A 13,929-nucleotide genomic window follows, 5' to 3' on the forward strand; every position below is an offset into this window, starting at 1 on the left:
AACAGATGAGAAAATTTAACGTAGCTGTCGTTGGTGCTACTGGAGCGGTCGGCGAAGAGCTTTTTAGAGTGATGGAAGAGGTTGAGTTTCCAGTTGGAGAGCTTTTGCCGCTTGCTAGCGCAAAAAGTGCTGGTAGTGAGATCGAATTTAATGGCAAATATTACAAAGTAAAAGAGCTAACCGAAAAGATTTTTAGTGAGTACGAGATCGATATAGCTTTTTTTAGTGCGGGCGGTTCAGTCTCAGAGAAATTTGCCAAATTTGCAGCTGACAGCGGCGCAGTAGTCATCGATAACACCAGCCATTTTAGGATGGATAAAGATATCCCTCTTGTTGTGCCAGAGTGTAATCCAAGCGACATTGCCATGTGGAAAAACCGCGGCATCATCGCAAATCCAAACTGCTCGACTATCCAAATGGTGCAAATTTTAAAACCACTAAACGACGCTTTTAGTATCAATAGAGTCGATGTCTCTACATACCAAGCAGCAAGCGGTGCTGGTAAAGAGGGTATGGAAGAGCTTGTCGTCCAGATGCAAAAATTTTTTGAGTTTAAGCTTGATGAGTGCGAGCCAAAGGTCTTTGCGCACCGCCTAGCGCTAAACGTGATCCCTCACATCGACGTCTTTTTGGACAATGACTATACAAAAGAAGAGATGAAAATGGTCAATGAGACGCAAAAAATTCTTCACAAAGATATAGAAGTTAGCGCTACCTGTGTGCGTGTGCCAGTGCTTAGAAGCCACTCTGAGGCGATCACCATCCATTTTGACAAAGACGTGAGCGCAGATGCGGCAAGAGAGATATTAAACAAAGCGCCAAGCATCGTCGTAGTCGATAATCCAGCGCAAAAAGAGTATCCGATGCCTATCATTTCAAGTGATACAAATGAGACTTATGTCGGCAGGATCAGAGTTGATAATTACAGACCTAATGTGCTTCATCTTTGGTGTAGTGCCGATCAGATCCGCGTAGGGGCTGCTACAAATGCCGTCAGGATCGCACAAAAGTGGATCGCGATGCAAGAGTAAATAAAAAGGATTTTTATTGCGTAAGATATTTGAAAAAATTTTGCTTGCAAGCAACAGCTTTACACTTTTTCCAGTAGTTTTTGGACTTTTAGGTGCGATCGTGCTTTTCATCATTGCAAGTTACGACGTCGGCAAAGTACTTTTAGAGGTTTATAAATATTTCTTTGTAGAGAATTTTCACGTTGAAAATTTCCACTCAGAAGTCGTTGGTGAGATCGTTGGAGCGATCGATCTATACTTGATGGCGCTTGTTCTTTATATATTTAGCTTCGGAATTTACGAGCTTTTCATCTCAGAGATCACACAGTTAAAGCAGTCAAAGCAGAGCAAGGTGCTTGAAGTGCATTCGCTTGATGAGCTAAAAGACAAGCTTGGCAAAGTGATCGTAATGGTCTTAATCGTAAATTTCTTCCAAAGAGTGCTTCATGCAAACTTCACAACTCCGCTTGAAATGGCCTATCTTGCGGCTTCTATTCTTGCACTTTGCCTCGGACTTTACTTCCTTCACAAGGGAGATCACTAAAATTTTAAGCGTTTTTACGCTTAAAATTTCTCCTACATCTTTTCTTTAGCTATTTTTGGATAATATCTATTTAAAAATTTAAAGGAAATTTGATGATTTTCATAGACGCTTGCCTTAAAAAACCGACCCCATATACGCCTGTTTGGATGATGCGCCAAGCTGGTAGATATCTGCCAGAATATATGGCTGTAAGAGCTAAAGCAGGGGACTTTTTATCGCTTTGCAAAGACTATAAAAAGGCTAGTGAGGTCACGCTTCAGCCAGTTGAAATTCTTGGCGTTGATGCGGCGATTTTGTTTAGCGATATCCTTGTCGTGCCACTTGAAATGGGCATGGATCTGCGCTTTGAAAAGGGCGAGGGACCAGTTTTTGCAAAGCCTTTGCGTGATGAGGCCGCACTTGATGCGCTTAGTATCGAAAGATCGGTTAAAGGCTTAGCATACGTCTATGACACGATCAAGCTTACAAGAGAAAATTTGGCTAAAGATAAGGCGCTTATTGGCTTTTGCGGGGCACCTTGGACGATAGCTACATATATGATAGAGGGTGGCGGCAGCAAAAACTATGCAATCTGCAAAAAGATGCTCTATCAAAATCCAGAATTTTTACATCAAATTTTAGAAAAAGTGACGCAAGCACTCATTCTTTACGTCAAAGAGCAGATAAAAGCAGGCGTAAATGCCGTGCAAATTTTTGATAGCTGGGCGGCTGCACTTGAAGAGCAGGCTTATTTTGAGTTTGGATTTAACTACATAAACAAGATAGTTGATAGCGTCAAGGCTGAGTTTCCAGAAATTCCGGTCATTGTTTTTCCAAAAGGAATAAGTGGCTATCTAGATAAAATTTCAGGAAACTTTGATGTTTTTGGCGTTGATTGGAGTACACCGATAGAGCTAGCCAAAGCAAAACTTAGCCCAAGATACGTCCTTCAGGGCAACATGGAGCCAACAAGGCTATATAGCAAAAAGGCGATCGATGAGGGCGTGGATAAAATTTTAAGCACGATGAAAGGCGCACCGCACATTTTCAACCTTGGTCATGGCATCTTGCCTGATGTGCCAGTTGAAAACGCAAAATATTTCATAAAAGAGGTTCAAAGAAAAAGTGCAAGATAGCACTGTTGTCTTTGGGCCGATAAATTCTCGCCGTTTTGGCATGAGCCTTGGTATCGATCTAAGCCCAAAGCAAAAATCATGCAATTTTGACTGTGTTTATTGTGAGCTAAAGGGTGCAAAGCCAGTTGAAGAGATAGAAAATCCACCAAGTGTTAATGAAATCATAAGCGCTTTAAAAGAAGCATTAAAAGCTCATCAAAACATCGACGTCATCACGCTTACAGCAAATGGCGAGCCAACTCTTTATCCGCACTTAAAAGAGCTGGTGGCAAAAGTAAATGAGATAAAAGGCAAGGCAAAAACTCTCATCCTAAGCAACGGCTCAGGCGCGAGAGATCAAAAAATTTGTGAAGCCTTGCAAGGGCTTGATATAGTTAAATTTAGCCTTGATAGCGCCGTGCAAAGCACATTTAAAAAGATAGACCGCAACAAAAGTGGCATAGAAGTAAATGAACTTATAAAAGCAATGGCTAAATTTCGCAAGAAATTTAAGGGCGAGCTTGTGCTTGAAATTTTGGTTGTGGCTGGATTTAACGACAAAGAAGAGGAATTTATAGCACTCAATGCAGCGATAAATGAGATAGCTCCGCACCGAGTGGATATTGGCACGATAGATCGCCCACCAGCTTACAATGTAAAGGGTGTAGATGCCAAAAAACTAGAGGAGCTAGCCAAGCAGATAAGTGGCGTACCGGTTAATATAGCTAAAGCTCACAAAATAGAGCAAAAGTATAACTTTAGTGAGGATGAAATTCTAGAAATGCTAAGGCGTCGTCCGCAAACTATTGCAAATATTGAAGAAAATTTCTCAGAACACTCAAAGCAAATTTTAAACAAGCTCTTGCAACAAGATGTGGTTTATCTAGTCGATGTTGCTGGAGTAAAATTTTACAAACTAAGAGTATAAATGAAAAGAATCCTTACAATACAAGACATCTCGTGCGTTGGCAAATGTTCCCTTACTGTCGCACTTCCAATAATTAGCGCTCAAGGCATTGAGACGTGCATATTGCCTACTGCGCTACTTTCGACTCATACCGGCTTTAAAAATTTCACATTTCGTGATCTGACTGATGAATTTGACGAGATAACACAAGTATGGCACAAAGAAAATATCACATTTGATGGAATTTATACTGGATTTTTAGGTAGCTTTAGTCAGCTTGAGCTGATAGAGAAAATTTTTAATGAATTTAATGACTCTGCTCCACTAATACTTGTAGATCCTTGCATGGGCGACAATGGCAAGCTCTATCACGGATTTGATGAAAAATTTGTTATGAAAATGCGTGAGCTTTGCACAAAGGCTCACGTCATCACACCAAACATAACAGAAGCAAGCTTTATGTGCGGGATGCCGTTTTTTGGCAGTGACTATACGCAAGATTATATTTTAGAGTTGCTTGAAGGCTTGGCTAGCTTTGGAGCTAGAAAGATTGTGTTAAAGGGTATTAGATACAAGCAAAATGAATGCGGCATCATAGCTTACGACGCAAAGACAAAAGAGAAAGTAGAGTATTTTCACGAGTTTTTGCCATTTCACACGAGTGGAACCGGAGATATATTTGCTTCTGTGCTTTTTGGTTCGCTAGTAAATGGCAAAAGCATGCAAAATTCTATAAAAAAGGCAGCAAACTTTGTGCTTAGTAGCATTAAAGTCACGCTAAAAGATAAGAGTCGTGCATGGTATGGTGTGCAGTTTGAAAAGGTGCTTGGCACTCTTTCAAAATAGGCTAGCAAACTACTTATTTAAAATTTTTAATAACACAACGATATGGCAAAGATTTATATCTTTGCTAGCTGTTAGAAGTGCTATATCGCCATGCTCTTTTTCTAGTTTCTTTAGCATTTTAAAGCAAGATTGCGCTTTTTCATTATCAAGCTCGAGCTCAAATTTCTCACAAAACTCATCAAATCTAGCTTCTCTATCTTCATGAAACCACTCTCTTAAAGTAGCGCTTGGTGTGATATCTTTTAACCAAAGAAAATTTGAAAATATCTCTTTTCTTATGCCCCTTGGATAGAGTCTATCAACAAAAGCCGCCTTAATATCCAAACTATCATCTTTGATAAAATCATAAATTCTATAAGCTTTAAACATGTTGTGATTGTAATCCTATAATGTTTATAAATAAAAAAATATTCTTAGTTATCTTATATTTTTTATACTTGTTTAAATTTTAAGGTTTGTAAAATCAAAGCTCAAATTTTTGATTGTGGCGATAAGAATTAAACTAGGGCTAGAAAATAGTCCTAAAAAGAATAAATTTAAATTAAAGCTCGTTTCGATAAAATCCCAACATAAAAATCACTAAAAGGGTTATCATTATGAGAGGCTATAAAATTTTCTCAGGAACGGCTAATATTGAGCTTTCAAAGAAAATTTCACAATATCTGTCGCTTCCACTTAGCGAGGCAAGTATAAAAAGATTTAGCGATGGCGAGATCAGCGTGCAGATCGGCGAAAGCGTGCGTGGGAAAGATGTTTTTGTTATCCAGCCAACATGTGCACCGACAAACACAAATTTAATGGAGCTACTTATCTTAACTGACGCTTTAAGACGTAGTAGTGCAAGTTCAATAACAGCGATCGTGCCGTATTTTGGCTACGCTAGACAAGATAGAAAAGCAGCTCCTAGAGTGCCGATCACTGCAAAACTAGTGGCAAATATGATGCAAACAGCAGGCATCGATAGAGTCGTCACTATGGATCTTCACGCAGGACAAATTCAAGGATTTTTTGATATCCCGGTTGATAACCTTTATGGAAGTATCATTTTTAATGACTACGTAAGAGCCAAAAATTTACCAAATCCAATCGTTGCAAGCCCTGATGTAGGTGGCGTTGCTCGTGCTAGAGCTTTGGCTAAAAATCTAAATCTTGACATGGTTATCGTAGATAAGCGCCGCGAAAAAGCAAATGAAAGCGAAGTGATGAATATAATCGGCGACGTAAATGGTAAAGATGTGATTTTAGTTGATGATATGATAGATACAGCTGGCACGATCATAAAAGCAGCTGAAATTTTTAAAGAGCGTGGCGCAACTAGTGTTATGGCATTTTGCACGCATCCAGTCCTTAGTGGGCCAGCTTACGATAGGCTAAGACTTGGCTTTTTGGATGAGCTAGTTGTTACTGATACGATACCTCTAGCTGAGGAGCTTCATTGTATAAAAGTGCTAAGTGCTGCTTCATTGTTTGGCGAAGTGATACGCCGTGTTTATCACAATGAAAGCGTAAATAGCTTATTTTAATTAATCTTGGCTTTTGCTTTGGAGTTGTTTCAGGCAAAAAGCCAAATCTTTCAATATTTGTTAGAATTTAATTTTTGATAAATCAAAATTTATAGCAAAAAGATAGCCTCTATTTATAGCTGGAATTTTTAAAATTCTAGCCTTCTCTTTAAAAATTTTTGGCATTATGGTTTTACAAAATGGAGTTACTAAAAGGTAAGTGTCTGCGTATCCGACAGCAATCTTGCCGCTTAGTACCACGCTTGTTTGCTTTGCTAAATTTGTGCTTAGCTCATCTTTTTGCGCTTTGCTTAGAAGCACGTTTAGCTCTTTTGCTGCCATATCAACGCCTCGCACAACGTTGCTATCATTTTTTATGATAAAAATTTCATCACTTATTTTTGTGATATTTGGCATTAAAATTTGTCTATCGGCTTCTAAAAACTCAAAGCTCTTTTGCACGCCACTAAAATATCTATCCAAAAATGGCTCACTAAAATTTAGCCTCATGAAGCTTCTTTTAAACTCGCCTTTTAAATTTGTATCATCAATAAAATAGTGTAAATTTCTCTCGTCAAGATAGCTTTGAAGCTCTTTTTTGCGTAAATTTAAAAGCGGCCTAACTAGCCAGAAGTGCTTTCTCTTTTCAAGCTCGCTCATGCCGAAGAGCTCTTTTAGTCCAGCGCCCTTACTAAGCTGCATCAAAAACCACTCAAATTTATCGTCAAACTGGTGTGCTAGGATCAAATTTTCATAGTTAAATTTTTGGCAAATTTCTCCAAAAAATTCATATCTTACCTCGCGCGCGTTTTTTTCAAAATTTGACTTATCTAAAAAAACGCTTTTGGTATAAATTTTTTTACCAAATTTATCCGCGAGTTTTTTTGCGCTTTTTATCTCGCTTTTACTTTGCTCTCGAACATTGTAATCAACCATCGCTAGATCAAATTTGATCCCAGCATCTTCTAAAATGTAAAAAAGTGCAGTGCTGTCTATACCGTGCGAGAAGGCTAGTAGATTTGAGCCTGAGTTTAGCTTTTCTCGCACATTTTGGCTTATCATTTTGCTTTTTTGATGATTTTAGCGATCAGTTTTTGATCGACCACATCGTTTACTTCACAAAGATAGAGTGAGCCTATCTCAAGCTCTTTTACGTCACTTTCATTTATTAAAATTTCGCCGTCTATATCTTTATCCCAGATATCTTTTTTGGCTGCGTAAAACATCTCACCCTCGCTACTTTCGCCCTCAAGAGAAGCATAAATTTGCTTACCTATCTCTTTTTGCAAGCTCTCATTTATCGATTTTTTGGTGATCTTTTCTATCTTGTTTAGTCTTTTTGAGATGATCTTAGCTGGGATTTGCTCCATTTCAAAGGATGCAGTATCTTCCTCTTTTGAGTAGGCAAAGGCTGAAATTCTATCAAATTTAAACTCTTCTAAAAACTTGCAAAGCTCATCAAAATCCTCCTCGCTCTCTCCTGGATGACCCACGATGACACCGGTTCGTAAAAATGAATTCTCGGCATTTCTCATTAAATTTAAAAGCTCTTTGATTTTTTTAGTGCCACTTCCACGCTTCATTATCTTTAGCATGTCTTCGCTGATGTGCTGAATCGGCATGTCAAAGTAGTTGTGAAAGACAGGCGAGGCGATGATACGTTCAATTAGCTCCTTGCTGGTAGTGCTTGGATAGAGATAAAGTATCCTGGCACTCCTTACGCCCTTTATCTTTTCTATCTCGTCTATTAAATTTATAAGCCCGTCGCTAACGCCTTGATCGCGCATATATGAGCTTGAGTCTTGAGATAAAAAGCTAAAGTCATAGTAGTCTTTTTTGACTAAATTCTTAACCTCATTTACGATGTTTTCAAGCGAGCGTGATTTTAGTTTGCCTTTAAAAGTTGGAATGGCACAAAAACTACATTTTTGGTTACAGCCCTCTGAAATTTTGATGTAGGCGTGGTAGTTTGAGCCAGTTATCACACGCTCTTCATTTGCTTGCAGATAAGTTTGCGGGCTAAATAAATTTTGCTTTTTCAAGATGATCTCATCTATCTTGTCGTAGTCGGCCACACCAGTAAAGAGATCGACCTCTGGTAGCTCTTTCATAAGCTCGTCTTTGTAGCGCTGCATAAGACAACCAGTTACTACCAGCAAAGAGCCATTTTTACGAGCTTCGTGCATCTCAAGTATGGTTTGTATGCTCTCTTCTTTGGCAGATTTGATAAAGCCGCAGGTATTTACGATGATGACGTCAGCATCGCCGATATCATCCGTAATATCGTAGTTTTGCAATCTGCCAAGCATTATTTCTGAATCAACTAAATTTTTATTACAGCCAAGTGAAATTAAGTGAAGTTTTGGCATTTTTATATCCAGATATTATCTATTAGCCTAGTTTTGCCAACATAAGCTGCCACTAAAATGATGGTGTTATTTTTTTCTATTTTGGAAATTTCATTTAAATTTCTATCCGTAATAGCGACATAATCAACCTTTAACGGCTCTAGCACCTCAAGCATCTTTGTTTTGATCTCACTTGCGTCTTCCTCGCCATTTTGGATCAAATTTTGTGCTTTGTTTAGCGATCTTGAAAGCCTTAGAGCATTACATTTATCTTCGTCGCAGATATAGACGTTTCTACTTGAAAGTGCAAGTCCATCTGGCTCTCTAACGATATCACAAGCCACTAGGCTGGCATTTATAAAAAATGTCTTTATCATGTTTTGTACTATGATTAGTTGTTGTGTGTCTTTTTTGCCCATGTAAACGCTATTTGCACGAGTTAGGCGAAATAGCTTGTTTAGCACCCTTAAGACGCCATCAAAGTGGCCTGGCCTAGTTTTGCCCTCTAAGATGGCTGAAAATTTCTTTGGAGCGACGATTAGAGGTTCATCTTCAAAGTAAAGCTCACCAGCATCTGGGATAAAAATAGCGCTAACGCCATTTTGCTCACAAATTTTCATGTCGTTTTGTTCGTTTCTTGGGTATTTGTCTAGATCTTCGCCTGGTAAAAATTGAGTTGGATTAACAAATGTTGAGACGATGCTTATCTCATTTTCGCTCACACATTTTTTGATAAGGCTAACATGTCCGTCATGAAGTGCGCCCATGGTCGGCACAAAACCGATCTTTGCGCTTGTGCTAGAGACGAAATTTTCAAGTTCTTTTGCGGTTTTTATGATTTGCATTTTGACTCTTTTGGTTTAAAAATTTAACTTGGTATTTTAACAAAAAAGGATTAAAAGGGCGTAAATTTAAAAATGTAAGCAACTTTTGGCTAAAATCGCCAAAAATTTTTGGAGAAAAACTTGGATAGTTACGAATACAACGAGCTTTTAAAGAAGCTACAAACAAAAGTTGAAAACATAGGCTCTATCGTAAAGCCTGACGAGATAAAGGCTAGACTAAAAGAGATCGAGGCCACCGAGCAAGATCCTGATTTTTGGCAAGATATCGCTAAAGCAGGGGCGCTAAATAAAGAAAAAACTAAAATTTCAAATATGCTTGAAAAATTTAACGACGCTAATCAGGCAGTAAGTGATGCAAAGGAGCTTTTTGAGCTAGCAAATTCTGAAAATGACGAAGAGACTATAAATTCTCTTTTTGATGACGCTAAAAATTTAGATGAAAAGATAGTAAATCTTGAAATTTCTATGCTTTTAAGTGGCGAAGATGATGGCAAAAATGCGATCGTATCGATCCATCCTGGAGCTGGCGGCACTGAGAGTAATGACTGGGCGAGCATGCTTTATAGGATGTATCTTAGATTTTGCGAGCGCGAGGGCTTTAAGGTCGAGACTCTTGACTTTCAAGAGGGCGATGAGGCAGGGCTAAAGGATGTGAGCTTTATTGTAAAAGGTGAAAATGCCTATGGGTACTTCAAGGCAGAAAATGGCATCCACAGGCTCGTTCGCACAAGCCCATTTGATAGTGCAGGGCGCCGTCATACAAGCTTTTCTAGCGTCATGGTAAGCCCTGAAGTAGATGATGATATAGAGATCGAGATCGAGGAAAAAGATCTAAAGATAGACACTTATAGAGCAAGCGGTGCAGGCGGTCAGCACGTAAATAAAACTGAATCAGCCATTCGCATCACGCATATACCAACTGGCATCGTCGTGCAGTGTCAAAATGACCGCAGTCAGCACAAAAATAGAGCCACAGCGATGAAAATGCTAAAATCTCGTCTTTACGAGCTTGAGCTGATGAAACAACAAGAAGCGAGCAACAGCGTCGAAAAAAGCGAAATCGGTTGGGGGCATCAGATAAGATCATACGTACTTTTCCCGTATCAGCAAGTAAAAGACAACCGCAGCGGCGAGGCATACTCTCAAACTGATGCGATACTTGATGGGGACATCAAAAAGATGATAGAAGGCGTCTTGATCGCTCAAAAGGCTGAGGGGTAGTAAATTTAAAAGAGATGAGAGCTAAAATTTCATCTCTTTTAGCTTTGTGCAAGCTTCTTCTTTGCCTTTAAAGCAAGCCTCATCAAGATAAATTTTCGCTTTTTTATAGTCGTTTTTACCTAGGTAGATGAGCCCTAGATCGTAGCTGGCTTCACTTGAGCCAAGGCTTGTAGCTTTTTCGTAAAAATATATCGCTTTTTCTAAATTTTTATTGACCCCGAGGCCGTACTCGTAGATATATCCAGCACTTCTTAGGCCGTCTATGTTGCCGTATCTGCCAGCTGTCTCAAACCAAAAAAGTGCTCTTAAAATATCTTTGCTAAAGCCTTTGCCGTCACGAAAACATGCGCCAGTTTGTTGCATGGCTAGGACATTGCCATCTTTTGCGTAGTCGTAAAATCTCTTACAAGCTTTTGGATAGTTGCCTTCATTGTATAAATAGATAGCGTCTGCTATTTGCTCGACCTCTGGATCAAGTGGTGGCTCACTAAGGCCAAAATTTTGTGAAATTTGATCTAACGAACATCCCCAAAATAGCAAAACACTAAACACAAAAATGATAAATTTTTTCATATTTGTCCTTGAAAATTTAGGCGATTTTATCCAATTTTATCTTATAATGCCCGCAAATTTTAAGCAAAAGGAACGATATGGATCATAATGCACTTTTAATCCAGCTTGGCTATAACGTCAATGAAACGACCACTGCTCAAATGTGTAGAATTTTAAACAATACTGATGGTCTTTTGCCAAAGAGCATAATTGAATTAAACGATCATTTAAAGCCGCACCTTTGTTTTGTAGCGATGAGTGGAAGTGAAGATAGACTAAAGATAAAAAATGTAGCTACCGTTAATGAAATAAAAGAGCGAGTTGATGAAATCATAAAAAACTGGGCTAATAAATATAAAATGGAGCTAAAAAAGATAAATGAAACAACTTACTATGTAATGGGAAAGATAAGGGACTGAAAATGAAATATGATATTGTAATTATTGGTTTTGGAAAGGCTGGCAAAACGCTAGCGGTTAAGACTGCCGCACTTGGCAAAAAAGTGGCTCTTGTAGAGAGATCACCAAAGATGTATGGAGGTACTTGCATAAATGTTGGCTGCATACCAACCAAACGTCTAATAACAGCCGCTAAAGAGGCAAAATTTGTAAATAATAGCGTTGAAAGCGAATATTACACGCTTAGTGTGGAAAATAAAAATAAGCTAATCTCAGCTTTGAATGCTAAAAACTACGCAATGCTAAATGATAAAGAAAATATCGATGTGATCGATGGTGTTGGCTCATTTGCTAGTGAAAATAGCGTACTTGTAACAACGCCAAGTGGTGAGAAAAAGATAATAGAGGGCGATTTTATCATCATAAATAGTGGCTCAAAAGAGGCAGATGCTCCTTTTGAGGTTGTAAGCTCAAATGTATTTTCAAGCCAAACGCTGCTTGATCTAAAAAAATTACCAAAGCATTTTGTTATTATCGGTAGCGGTTTTATCGGTATAGAGTTTGCATCGATGTTTGCAAATTTTGGATCAAAAGTAACTATCATAGGACGTTCAAAACTACTTAAAAACGAAGATGATGATATAGCTAATAGCGTAAAAGAAGCTCTTAGAGTTCAAGGCGTTGAAATTTTAGAGGATTGCGAGATAGAGTGCATTAAAGAAAATATATTAAATTTCAAGCAAAATGGTGAGCAAAGATGCCTTAGCGCCGATGCATTTTTGATCGCGCTTGGCAGAGTGGCAAATGTAGATGATTTAAATTTAAAAGCTGCTGGAGTTGAGCTAAATGAAAAAGGCTTTATAAAGACAAATGAAAACCTTCAAACAAATGTGCCAAACATCTATGCGGTAGGCGACGTGCGCGGCGGAGAGCTTTTTACTTATACGAGCTTAGATGATTTTAGGATAGTTTATTCACAAATTTTTGGTGATAAAAAGAGAAATACTAAAAATAGAAGTATTCACGCAAATGTGCTATTTACCGACACTCCGCTAGCAAGAGTTGGAGTAAATGCAAAAGAGGCTAGCAAGCTTGGGCTAAATTTTAAAGAGCTAAAGCTTAGCATGGCAACAGTACCAGGCGCAAAAGTACTAAATCACGATGTAGGCATGCTAAAAGCTATCGTTGATGCACAAAGTGGAGAAATTTTAGGAGCTAGCTTTCACTGCATCTATGCAAATGAGCTGATAAATGAAATTGCAATTGCGATGAATTTAAAAGCAAATGCAAATTTCTTTAAAAATCAAATTTTCACTCATCCAAGTATCAGTGAAGCACTAAATGACTTATTTGGACAATTTTAAAAGGAAAAGAATGAAAAAATATTTATTGCTTTTATCGGCTTTATTTTTCACTGGCTGCTTAAATGTGATTGGTATAGGACAAAAACAAGATGATTCGTGGCAGCAACCAAAGGATGAAAAAATAGTGCAAAATAAAGAGCAAATTTCAAGAAATGCAATCGAAATTTTAATACCAAAATGCGAAGAAGGCGATGCGGAAGCTTGCAACGATTTGGGTGTAAATTACGAGCTTTTAAAAGAATATGAAAATGCTTTAACAAATTATAAAAGAGCTTGCGATGCTAAGGTACAAGTCGGTTGTGCAAATTTGGGCACTCTTTATGAGCTTGGACTTGGAGTTAAAAAAAATCCAAAAAAGGCAGTTTCGATTTATAAAGAAAGTTGCAATGGCGGAGGCATGCAAGCTTGCTATCATTTAGGCAATGCTTATAGAAAGGGCGAAATCGTTAAGCGAGATTATTACTTAGCAATGCAAGCTTATACAAATGCATGCAATGCTGGCGATTTGCCAAGTTGTGCCAATATCGGAGCGATGTATGAGCTTGGTCTTGGTGTCAATAAAGACGAAAAAAGGGCTTATGGAATTTATAAAGTTGCTTGCTTTCGTGGGCTAAGCAAGGCATGCCCACAGATGAAAAGACTAGGCTCAAAGCTAGGAATGTAAGTGAAAAAGGTCTTAAATTTTGGTCTTATTTTGACCATGGGCTTTATGCTTAGTGGTTGCTGGTCGTGGCAAAAGATGGTAAGCTTTGGCTTTTGGCAAAGTGAAGAAGAGAGCAGGGCAGAGCGTCTTGAGCTTGAAAAAGAGAAGATGGAGCAAAGCTGCAATGCTGGAAATAGCATCGATTGCAACAATCTAGCTGTAAATTTTAGCAACGAAAAAGACTTTGTAAAGGCAAAAAGCTACTATGAAAAGGCTTGCAATGCTGGGCTTGCTACGGCTTGCTCAAATTTAGGTCAAATCTATGAGCAAGGGCTTATTGATGAGCAAAAAGATATGGAAAAAGCTCTAAAACTTTATAAACTAGCTTGTGATAGCGGTGATGGCGTTGGTTGCTATAACGAGGCTATGGGGCTAAAGTCTTACATCGAAAGCGAAAATTTAAAAACTCATAAGATAGATAGAACTAAGGCTGAGGCTAGAGTACTGAGGCTTTTGGCAAAGAGCTGCGAGCTTGAGTATGCTCAGTCATGCTTTTTGCTTGCAAAGCTAAGCGGCAATGAAGCAAAGGCAGACGCACTTTACAAAAGAGCTTGCCAGCTTGGTAAGTGCGTGGATAAAAAGTAATACTAGTCAA

Annotated in this window: 16 protein-coding genes; 11 read left to right on the forward strand and 5 right to left on the reverse strand. The window is 38.5% G+C overall.

The features are described 5' to 3' along the window. Positions 1 to 5 precede the first annotated feature (5 nt). The 5 genes from MTT30_RS02865 (at position 6) to MTT30_RS02885 (ending at position 4,401) form a co-directional block, all read left to right on the forward strand. Positions 6 to 1,031, forward strand: a complete 1,026-nt coding sequence (locus MTT30_RS02865; protein ID WP_429800915.1) for an aspartate-semialdehyde dehydrogenase — start codon at positions 6 to 8, stop codon at positions 1,029 to 1,031. Between the two features lie 16 nt (positions 1,032 to 1,047). Further along, positions 1,048 to 1,554 (forward strand): YqhA family protein, encoded by a 507-nt coding sequence (locus tag MTT30_RS02870; protein ID WP_429800916.1) that lies wholly within the window; start codon positions 1,048 to 1,050, stop codon positions 1,552 to 1,554. A gap of 92 nt (positions 1,555 to 1,646) precedes the next feature. After that, complete coding sequence (hemE, locus tag MTT30_RS02875) at positions 1,647 to 2,669, forward strand: uroporphyrinogen decarboxylase (RefSeq protein WP_429800917.1); 1,023 nt, start codon at positions 1,647 to 1,649, stop codon at positions 2,667 to 2,669. Further along, positions 2,659 to 3,576 (forward strand): radical SAM protein, encoded by a 918-nt coding sequence (locus MTT30_RS02880; RefSeq protein WP_429800918.1) that lies wholly within the window; start codon positions 2,659 to 2,661, stop codon positions 3,574 to 3,576. The genes hemE and MTT30_RS02880 overlap by 11 nt, the downstream gene beginning before the upstream one ends. Continuing rightward, entirely contained in the window at positions 3,577 to 4,401 is an 825-nt protein-coding gene (locus MTT30_RS02885; RefSeq protein ID WP_429800919.1) for a pyridoxamine kinase, read from the forward strand. A 9-nt stretch (positions 4,402 to 4,410) separates the two neighbouring features. Here MTT30_RS02885 and MTT30_RS02890 read toward each other — a convergent pair whose 3' ends face one another. Further along, on the reverse strand, positions 4,411 to 4,770 hold the full coding sequence (locus MTT30_RS02890) for a DUF488 domain-containing protein (RefSeq protein WP_429800920.1): 360 nt from the start codon (positions 4,768 to 4,770) through the stop codon (positions 4,411 to 4,413). Between the two features lie 227 nt (positions 4,771 to 4,997). Between MTT30_RS02890 and MTT30_RS02895 the strand changes: the two genes are divergently transcribed. Continuing rightward, a complete protein-coding gene (locus MTT30_RS02895) occupies positions 4,998 to 5,924 on the forward strand; it encodes a ribose-phosphate pyrophosphokinase (RefSeq protein WP_429800921.1) in 927 nt (308 codons plus the stop codon). Between the two features lie 60 nt (positions 5,925 to 5,984). Here MTT30_RS02895 and tilS read toward each other — a convergent pair whose 3' ends face one another. The 3 genes from tilS to panC are packed head-to-tail and all read right to left on the reverse strand — an operon-like array spanning position 5,985 to position 9,096. Next, the gene (gene tilS, locus MTT30_RS02900; protein WP_429800922.1) at positions 5,985 to 6,965 is read right to left on the reverse strand and encodes a tRNA lysidine(34) synthetase TilS; all 981 of its coding nucleotides are present in this window, start codon (positions 6,963 to 6,965) and stop codon (positions 5,985 to 5,987) included. Beyond that, positions 6,962 to 8,272 carry a 30S ribosomal protein S12 methylthiotransferase RimO gene (gene rimO, locus MTT30_RS02905; RefSeq protein WP_429800923.1) on the reverse strand — a complete coding sequence of 437 codons (1,311 nt, stop codon included), beginning with the start codon at positions 8,270 to 8,272 and terminating at the stop codon, positions 6,962 to 6,964. The genes tilS and rimO overlap by 4 nt, the downstream gene beginning before the upstream one ends. Positions 8,273 to 8,274: 2 nt before the next feature. Then, a complete protein-coding gene (gene panC / locus MTT30_RS02910; RefSeq protein ID WP_429800924.1) occupies positions 8,275 to 9,096 on the reverse strand; it encodes a pantoate--beta-alanine ligase in 822 nt (273 codons plus the stop codon). Between the two features lie 120 nt (positions 9,097 to 9,216). On the opposite strand from panC, the gene prfB reads away from it, so the two are divergent. Then, positions 9,217 to 10,317 carry a peptide chain release factor 2 gene (prfB, locus tag MTT30_RS02915; RefSeq protein ID WP_429800925.1) on the forward strand — a complete coding sequence of 367 codons (1,101 nt, stop codon included), beginning with the start codon at positions 9,217 to 9,219 and terminating at the stop codon, positions 10,315 to 10,317. Between the two features lie 21 nt (positions 10,318 to 10,338). On the opposite strand, the gene MTT30_RS02920 is transcribed toward prfB, so the two are convergent. After that, the gene (locus MTT30_RS02920) at positions 10,339 to 10,890 is read right to left on the reverse strand and encodes a tetratricopeptide repeat protein (RefSeq protein ID WP_429800926.1); all 552 of its coding nucleotides are present in this window, start codon (positions 10,888 to 10,890) and stop codon (positions 10,339 to 10,341) included. A 77-nt stretch (positions 10,891 to 10,967) separates the two neighbouring features. Between MTT30_RS02920 and MTT30_RS02925 the strand changes: the two genes are divergently transcribed. From MTT30_RS02925 to MTT30_RS02940, 4 genes are read left to right on the forward strand one after another with little or no spacing between them, the layout of a single operon-like run. Further along, positions 10,968 to 11,288, forward strand: a complete 321-nt coding sequence (locus MTT30_RS02925; protein ID WP_021090811.1) for a hypothetical protein — start codon at positions 10,968 to 10,970, stop codon at positions 11,286 to 11,288. A gap of 2 nt (positions 11,289 to 11,290) precedes the next feature. Further along, on the forward strand, positions 11,291 to 12,631 hold the full coding sequence (locus MTT30_RS02930; protein WP_429800927.1) for a dihydrolipoyl dehydrogenase family protein: 1,341 nt from the start codon (positions 11,291 to 11,293) through the stop codon (positions 12,629 to 12,631). A 10-nt stretch (positions 12,632 to 12,641) separates the two neighbouring features. Next, on the forward strand, positions 12,642 to 13,295 hold the full coding sequence (locus MTT30_RS02935; protein ID WP_429800928.1) for a tetratricopeptide repeat protein: 654 nt from the start codon (positions 12,642 to 12,644) through the stop codon (positions 13,293 to 13,295). Beyond that, positions 13,296 to 13,919: a tetratricopeptide repeat protein gene (locus MTT30_RS02940; protein ID WP_429800929.1), complete on the forward strand. Its 624-nt coding sequence runs from the start codon at positions 13,296 to 13,298 to the stop codon at positions 13,917 to 13,919. It abuts the gene before it with no gap. The last annotated feature ends 10 nt before the right edge of the window (positions 13,920 to 13,929 follow it).

Source organism: Campylobacter concisus (genome assembly GCF_050447445.1).
GTDB classification, from domain to species: Bacteria; Campylobacterota; Campylobacteria; order Campylobacterales; family Campylobacteraceae; genus Campylobacter_A; species Campylobacter_A concisus_BI.

Excerpts from the sequence above, each read along its gene's own strand:
- panC (WP_429800924.1), bottom strand. The coding sequence starts at position 9,096 with ATGCAAATCATAAAAACCGCAAAAGAACTTGAAAATTTCGTCTCTAGC.
- tilS (WP_429800922.1), bottom strand. The coding sequence starts at position 6,965 with ATGATAAGCCAAAATGTGCGAGAAAAGCTAAACTCAGGCTCAAATCTA.
- hemE (WP_429800917.1), top strand. The coding sequence starts at position 1,647 with ATGATTTTCATAGACGCTTGCCTTAAAAAACCGACCCCATATACGCCT.
- MTT30_RS02925 (WP_021090811.1), top strand. The coding sequence starts at position 10,968 with ATGGATCATAATGCACTTTTAATCCAGCTTGGCTATAACGTCAATGAA.
- rimO (WP_429800923.1), bottom strand. The coding sequence starts at position 8,272 with ATGCCAAAACTTCACTTAATTTCACTTGGCTGTAATAAAAATTTAGTT.
- MTT30_RS02935 (WP_429800928.1), top strand. The coding sequence starts at position 12,642 with ATGAAAAAATATTTATTGCTTTTATCGGCTTTATTTTTCACTGGCTGC.
- MTT30_RS02890 (WP_429800920.1), bottom strand. The coding sequence starts at position 4,770 with ATGTTTAAAGCTTATAGAATTTATGATTTTATCAAAGATGATAGTTTG.
- MTT30_RS02865 (WP_429800915.1), top strand. The coding sequence starts at position 6 with ATGAGAAAATTTAACGTAGCTGTCGTTGGTGCTACTGGAGCGGTCGGC.
- MTT30_RS02885 (WP_429800919.1), top strand. The coding sequence starts at position 3,577 with ATGAAAAGAATCCTTACAATACAAGACATCTCGTGCGTTGGCAAATGT.
- MTT30_RS02930 (WP_429800927.1), top strand. The coding sequence starts at position 11,291 with ATGAAATATGATATTGTAATTATTGGTTTTGGAAAGGCTGGCAAAACG.
- MTT30_RS02920 (WP_429800926.1), bottom strand. The coding sequence starts at position 10,890 with ATGAAAAAATTTATCATTTTTGTGTTTAGTGTTTTGCTATTTTGGGGA.
- MTT30_RS02895 (WP_429800921.1), top strand. The coding sequence starts at position 4,998 with ATGAGAGGCTATAAAATTTTCTCAGGAACGGCTAATATTGAGCTTTCA.